Origin of the sequence: Streptomyces sp. SPB074, from assembly GCF_000154905.1 — a bacterium.
Taxonomy (GTDB): Bacteria; Actinomycetota; Actinomycetes; order Streptomycetales; family Streptomycetaceae; genus Streptomyces.
This window is the reverse complement of record NZ_GG770539.1, coordinates 2,937,562-2,943,348: the sequence shown is the minus strand read 5'-3', so window position 1 is coordinate 2,943,348 and position 5,787 is coordinate 2,937,562. Positions and strand designations below refer to the sequence as shown.

The following is a 5,787-nucleotide window of genomic DNA, read 5'->3' as shown; positions in this document are numbered from 1 at the left end:
CCGTCGAGCATTTGCCGCCCGCTCTCGCGGCCCGCTTCCCGCGGCCCGCGCAGCCCCCCGGGCTCGCCGCGCGCGTCGCCGACAAGGCCCGGCTCGCCGAGGTCTGCGCCGCCGCCGGGATCGCCCACCCCGAGACCGCGCGCCCGGCGAGCCCGGCCGAGGCCGCCGAAGCGCTCCGCGCGCTCGGCGCCCCCGCGATCGCCAAGTGGAGCCGCCCCTGGCTCCTTCCGCCGGGCAGCGGACTGCGCTCCACGAGCCTCGTCCGCACCCCGGCCGAGGCCGCCGCGCTCCAGGCCCGCACCGCCGAGGCCGGGAGCCCCCTCCTCCTCCAGCACCTCCTGCCGTACGCCCCGGGCCGCGACTGGTTCTGCCACGCCTACGCCGACCGCGCGGGCCGCCTCGCCGCGGGCGGCACGGGCCGCAAACTCCGCGCCTGGCCGCCGGGCGCCGGGCTCACCGCCGTCGGGCGCTGGGAGGAGGACCCGCGCATCGCGGACTGCGCCCGCCGCCTCGTCGCGACACTCGGCTACCGGGGCGTCCTCGATCTCGACTTCCGCTACGACGCCACCGGCACCACCCCCTACCTCCTCGACTTCAACCCCCGCCCCGGCGCCCAGTTCCGCCTCTTCACCGACCACGGCGGTCTCGACGTCGTCCGCGCCCTCCACCTGGACCTGACGGGCCGTCCCCTCCCGCCCCGCGCCCCCGCCCCGGGCCGCCGCTTCACGGTCGGCACGTACGCGCTCCTCTCGGCGGCGCGCGGGGAGCGCGCCGGTCCTGGCGCCCGTAAGGGGGCGGGCCGGGCCGGTCGCGAGGGCGCCTGGTGGGCCGCCGACGACCCCGCGCCCGCCGTCGCGATGACCGCCGCGTGGAGCGCCCACGTCCTCACCCGCGCGGCCCGCCGCCTCACGCCCCGGCCCCACCCCGAGCCGCCGGAGGGCTCCGTACCCGAGGGGCGCTCCGGGGCCGAGGGGCGCCCGGCACCCGGGGGACGACCCGCGTCCGGGGCACGACCCGTATCCGTACCGCCGCCCCCCGCGGGGGACGGGGCCGACGACCAGCAGAAAGCGAGCAGCACCGCATGTACGACCTCGTAGTGGTGGGAGCCGGTCCCTACGGCCTGTCGATCGCCGCGCACGCCGCCGCCGCCGGGCTCCGCTCGCGCGTCTTCGGGCGCCCGATGGCCTCCTGGCGCGACCACATGCCGCCCGGCATGTTCCTCAAGTCCGAGCCCTGGGCCTCGCACCTGTCGGACCCGGCCGGGCGCTTCGGCCTCGACACGTACTGCGCGGGCGAGGGCATCGACGCCCGGCACGGCACCCCCGTGCCCGTACCGGTCTACGCCGCGTACGGCCTGTGGTTCGCGCGGCACGCGGTCCCCGGCGGCGTCGACGAACGCCTGATCAGCGGCGTCCGGCCGCTGCCCGGCGGCGGTTTCCGCCTCACGACGGAGGACGGCGAGGTCCTGCTCAGCCGTACCGTCGCGCTCGCCGTGGGCGTCATGCCCTTCACCGACCTGCCGCCCGTCCTCGCCCCGCTGCGTGCCGGGGGACTCGTGTCGCACAGCAGCGACCACGACGACCTGAGCCGCTTCGCGGGCGGCGACGTGACGGTGGTCGGCGGCGGACAGGCGGCGCTGGAGACGGCGGCGCTCCTCGCCGAACAGGGCACCCGCGCGCGCGTCGTGGTCCGCGCCCCCGGCCTGTGCTGGAACACGCTGCCGCCGCCGTGGAAGCGCCCGTGGTGGCAGTCCGCGCGCGCCCCGCACAGCGGCCTCGGCAGCGGCTGGCGGAACTGGTTCTACTCGGAACTCCCCGGCGTCTACCGCAAGTTGCCCGCCGACTACCGCACCCGGGTGGCCCGCGCGGCCCTCGGCCCCGCGGGGGCGTGGTGGGTGCGCGAGCGGGTGGCGCGCGGCGTCGAGGTCCTGCTGGGCCGCGAGGTGCGCCACGCGGCGCCCGCGGGCACGGGCCTGCGCCTCGCGCTCTCGGGCGCGCGGCGGGAGGAACTGCGCACGGACCACGTGATCGCGGCGACGGGCTTCACCCCGGCGGCGACGCGCCTGACCGTCCTCGACCCCGAAACGCGGGGACGCCTGCGCACGGCGGCGCTGGACGGCTCCCCCGAGGTGGACGGGGGCTTCGAGTCCTCCCTCCCCGGGCTCTTCATGGCGGGCCTCGTCACGGCCGCCTCGTACGGGCCCTCGATGCGTTTCGTCCTGGGCGCCGACTACACGGCGTCCCGCCTGGTCCGCGGCGTCCGCACCCGCCTGCGCACCGGCCCTGTCCCGGCCCCGCCGAGCACGCTCCCGCACCCGGCGACGGAGCAGGCGGCACAGCTGGAGCGCGGCTGAGCGACGGGCCGGGGGGCGGGGTCCGGGGTCCTGGTCCGGTTTCCGGGGTCCGGGGTTCTCCGGTGGGGGCGGGCGGCGCCGAAACGCGCGACCCGCCCCTCACCCCTGTCCCCGTCCCCTCCCTCCTATCCCCGCCCGCCCGAGCGGGCTGACCCCCTCCACCACCACCGCGAACAACCGCTCCGCCTGCGCCGCCGGGTCCCCGTGGTGCTCGGTCGCGAGCGCGATCCCGACGCCCAGCGTCAGCAGGTCGTGCACGGTGATCCCGGCCGCGACGGCCCCGTCCCGCTGGGCCCGGCGCAGCAGCGGCGCGCCGGCGTCCTCCAGCGCGGTGGCGCACGTGCTCGGGGTGTCGCTCGGGGGCTCGTACGTGAGCGTGTCCGCGAACCCGCGCGCGCTCACCGCGTACGCGACCAGTTCGCGCAGCCACGTGAGCAGCGCCGCGCGGCTGTCCTCGGCCGCCTCCAGCGCCTCGGCCCGCACCCGCAACGCCTCGATCCGCTCGCGGAAGACCGCCTCCAGGAGTGCCCGCCGGTGCGGGAAGTGCCGCCGCACGGTGGCCGAACCGACGCCCGCCGTACGGGCGATGTGCTCCAGCGAGGCGTCGGCGCCGCGTTCGGCGACCTCCGCCTCGGCGACGGCGAGGATACGGGCGTAGTTGCGCCGTGCGTCCGCGCGCTGACCGGTCATGACGTCTCGCTTTGCTAAGTGGTGGGGCCCGCCGTATCGTACCGGAAAGAGAAACGGCGACCCCCGCCGTTTCGCGTTCGCGCGCCCTCGGCCACCGGCCGCGAGCCACCCGCGCCCGCCCCCAGACGCCCCGAAGGAGCCCCCCGTGCCCACCTCGCCCGCCGCCTCCCCGTCCCCGTCCCCCTCTGCCTCCGCTCCCGTCCTCGTCACCGGTGCCACCGGGCGGCAGGGCGGGGCGACCGCCCGCGCCCTGCTCGCCGCCGGGATACCCGTACGGGCGCTCGTGCGTGATCCGCGCGCCGACCGGGCGCGTGCGGTCGCCGCGCCCGGCGCGGAACTCGTCACCGGCGACCTCATGGACCGCGCCTCGCTCGACCCGGCGGTGGCCGGGGTCCGGGCCGTGTTCTCCGTGCAGATGCCGCCGATGAGCGGGGCGGACGTCGACTTCGCCGGTGAACTGGCCCAGGCCACGCACCTGATCGAGGCCGCCCGCGACGCGCGCGTGCCGCAGTTCGTCCAGTCCTCGACCAGCGGTGTCGGCACGCACACCGGATGCCCGGCTGGGGCGAGGGCGACCTGGCGCCCTTGGCGGAGTACTACGCGACGAAGTCAACGATCATCGCCCGCGTGCGTGCGGCGGACTTCCCGCGCTGGACGATCCTCAAGCCCGCCTTCTTCATGGACAACCTGATCGCGCTCCTGCCCCGGGGCCGCGAGGGAGGCTTCGCCACCGTCATCCGGCCGGACACCCTCCTCGCCCTGATCGACCCCGACGACATCGGCACCGCCGCCGCCCACGCCGTCCAGCGGCCCGACCGCTTCCACGCCCTCGAACTCGACCTGGCGAGCGACCGCCTCACCATGCGCCAGATCGCCGACACGCTCTCGGCCCAGTGGGGCACCCCCGTCACCGCCCCCACGATGACCGTCGAGGAAGCCCTCGCCGCCGGGATGCCCCCCTGGGGCGCCGGCCACGTCACGAGCAACGCCGCCACCCAGCCCGCCCACCCCGAAGCCGCCCACGCCCTCGGCATCCCCACCACCCCCTTCCCCACCTGGTCCCGCACCCACCTGGCCTTCTGACGTCCCAGGGGGCGTGTCGGGCAGACCTCGGCGGGCGCCCCGTACGCGCCGAAAGCCGCAGGGAGCCCGCTCTCCCGCCCCCGCCCGGCCCCCGCTCCCGCTACGGCGGTCCCGAGCCCAGGAGCCAGAAGGCGCCGTAGGTGGCGGCCGCGGCGGCCGCGGCGGTCAGGGTGAGCCAGGCGCGCCAGGGGTGGCGGAGGCGGGAGAGGGCGAGGGCCAGCGGGAGGAGGAGGGGGAAGGCGGGGAGGAGGAGGCGGGGCTTGGAGCCGAAGAAGCCGGAGGTGCACAGGGCCAGGAGCAGGACCACGCCCGTGTAGAGGACGAGGGGGAGGGGCTGGCCCTGGCGAATGCCGCGGGCGTAGAGCCAGAGCAGTGCCGCCACGCCGAGGAGCAGGCCGATACCGCCCGCGAAGCCCGGGCCGCTCAGCAGACCGCCGAGGAAGCGGGCGAAGGCGAGACCCCCGTCGAAGCCGTTGCCCCAGTCGCCCTGCACGTCCAGGTAGCCGAAGACACCGTGGCCGGAACCGACCCCCGACCACACCACGTACCCCGCCGCGCCCAGCGGCGCCAGCACGCACCCCGCCACCACGCGCCACGTGAGACGCCGCCCCGCCCACGCCGCCCCCCACACCGCGAGCGCCACCGCGAGGCCCACCGGCCGGGTCAGGCCCGCCGCCGAGGCGAACAGGCCCGCCAGCAGCCAGCGCTCGCGCAGCAGCGACCACAGCGACCAGGCGGCCAGCGCCGTGAACAGGGACTCGCTGTACGCCATCGACTGCACGACCGAGACCGGCAGCACCGCCCACAGCACCACCGCGAACACCGCCGCGCGCTCCCCGTACAGCCGCGCCGTGATCCGGTGGATCGCCCACGCCGCCGCGAGCGAGGCGAGCGCGCTCACCCCGAGCCCCACGTCCTGCGGGGCGAGGCCCGTCAGCGCGTGACCGGCCTCTTCCAGCCACGGCAGCAGCGGGAAGAAGGCCCGGTCCGAGAGGACACGCCCGTCCGGCGCGGTCAGCGTGAAGTCGTAGCCGTGCTCGACGACCCGGACGTACCACAGCGAGTCCCAGCGCTCCGCGAGCACCTGGTGCGCGCCGCGCCCCTCGGCACCCGCCCACACGGCGAGCGTCACGAGACACAGCGCGCGCACGGCGGCGAAGAGCAGCAGCGAGAGGAGGAGGGGACGGGACACCGCCGCCGTCGCCCGCGCGGTCCGTTCGCTCGCGGACACCGGGCCCCTCACCTCGCTCGATTCGCCGGCCGGCCCGCGCGGGATTCACCCGTCCGGGCCACGCCGGCGACCCTACCGGTGAGCGGGCACCGGCCTGCGCCGGTAGAGGATCGCGCCCCCGACGAGCAGCGTGGCGGAGGCCCCGACGACCCCGAGCAGCCCCGCGTCCGCCCCGGTCTCGGCGAGCTGGGGGCGCGTCGGAGGCACCTCGGCCCGGCCGCCGCCCTCCGGCGTCTGCCGCGGGACGTGGTGCGGCGGCACGTGGTGCGGCGGGACGTGTGGGGGCGGTACGTGGCCGGGCGGGCGCGGGGCCGGGTGCTCCGGGGCCGGGGTGCCGTTGCCGCAGCTGTTGCCGAGGGCCGGGTCGAGCAGCGCCACGACGCCCACCGTGTTCCCGCTTGCATTGAGCGACACGTCGAGCGGCACCTGC

General features: G+C 77.4%; 5 protein-coding genes and 1 pseudogene. 3 read left to right on the top strand and 3 right to left on the bottom strand.

Annotation, left to right across the window (positions count from 1 at the left end; translation table 11 throughout):
* Positions 1-1,097, top strand: a 1,097-nt coding sequence (locus SSBG_RS33660; protein ID WP_078491280.1) for an ATP-grasp domain-containing protein, incomplete at its 5' end; no start/stop codon positions are given.
* The gene (locus tag SSBG_RS12050; RefSeq protein WP_008746408.1) at positions 1,082-2,353 is read left to right on the top strand and encodes an FAD-dependent oxidoreductase; all 1,272 of its coding nucleotides are present in this window, start codon (positions 1,082-1,084) and stop codon (positions 2,351-2,353) included. The genes SSBG_RS33660 and SSBG_RS12050, both read left to right, overlap by 16 nt.
* Before the next feature lie 99 nt (positions 2,354-2,452).
* Here the strand turns inward: SSBG_RS12050 and SSBG_RS12045 are convergent, their stop codons facing one another.
* Entirely contained in the window at positions 2,453-3,043 is a 591-nt protein-coding gene (locus SSBG_RS12045; protein WP_008746407.1) for a TetR/AcrR family transcriptional regulator, read from the bottom strand.
* 145 nt (positions 3,044-3,188) lie between these two features.
* On the opposite strand from SSBG_RS12045, the pseudogene SSBG_RS12040 reads away from it, so the two are divergent.
* Positions 3,189-4,126: pseudogene (locus tag SSBG_RS12040) on the top strand (NmrA family NAD(P)-binding protein).
* A 100-nt stretch (positions 4,127-4,226) separates the two neighbouring features.
* Here the strand turns inward: SSBG_RS12040 and SSBG_RS12035 are convergent.
* Positions 4,227-5,357 (bottom strand): glycosyltransferase family 39 protein, encoded by a 1,131-nt coding sequence (locus SSBG_RS12035; protein WP_037869561.1) that lies wholly within the window; start codon positions 5,355-5,357, stop codon positions 4,227-4,229.
* 72 nt (positions 5,358-5,429) lie between these two features.
* Positions 5,430-5,787: chaplin (locus SSBG_RS12030; RefSeq protein WP_037869559.1), on the bottom strand; the 358-nt coding region annotated here is incomplete at its 5' end.